Origin of the sequence: Paraburkholderia sp. J67, from assembly GCF_905220265.1 — a bacterium.
GTDB lineage: Bacteria > Pseudomonadota > Gammaproteobacteria > Burkholderiales > Burkholderiaceae > Paraburkholderia.
In genome coordinates this window covers 1-318 of the sequence record NZ_CAJMZK010000123.1, presented here as the reverse complement: position 1 = coordinate 318, position 318 = coordinate 1, and the positions used below count along the sequence as shown (strand labels likewise).

At 62.9% G+C, this 318-nt stretch carries 1 pseudogene; it reads right to left on the bottom strand.

The window, feature by feature from the left end:
* A pseudogene (locus tag U5782_RS41450) lies at nucleotides 1-318 on the bottom strand (hemagglutinin); the annotation flags it as partial.

Sequence of the window (318 nt, the reverse complement as noted above, 5' to 3'; positions counted from 1 at the left end):
TTCACCACGCCGTTAGCCACGTTGTGCAGCGCGATGCCCTTGGTCGTACCCGAGCCGCCCAGCGTCACCGAAGTGTGCGCCGACGAGTCATACAGCACCGCATCGGCCATCGTGCCGTTGATGTTCGTGATGTCGCCGTTCAGTTGCGTGAAGGCGTCGCCTGCGTTGTTGTACGTCTTGCCGCCAACAATGTACGTCGGGTTCGAGATCGAACCGTTCGGGTTCACCGTCGAACCGCCGCCCATCGAGCTGGCCGTCGAGCTGGCCAGCGTGTACAGCTGCGAGCCGTTCACTGCGTCCACGCTCGATGCGTTCACC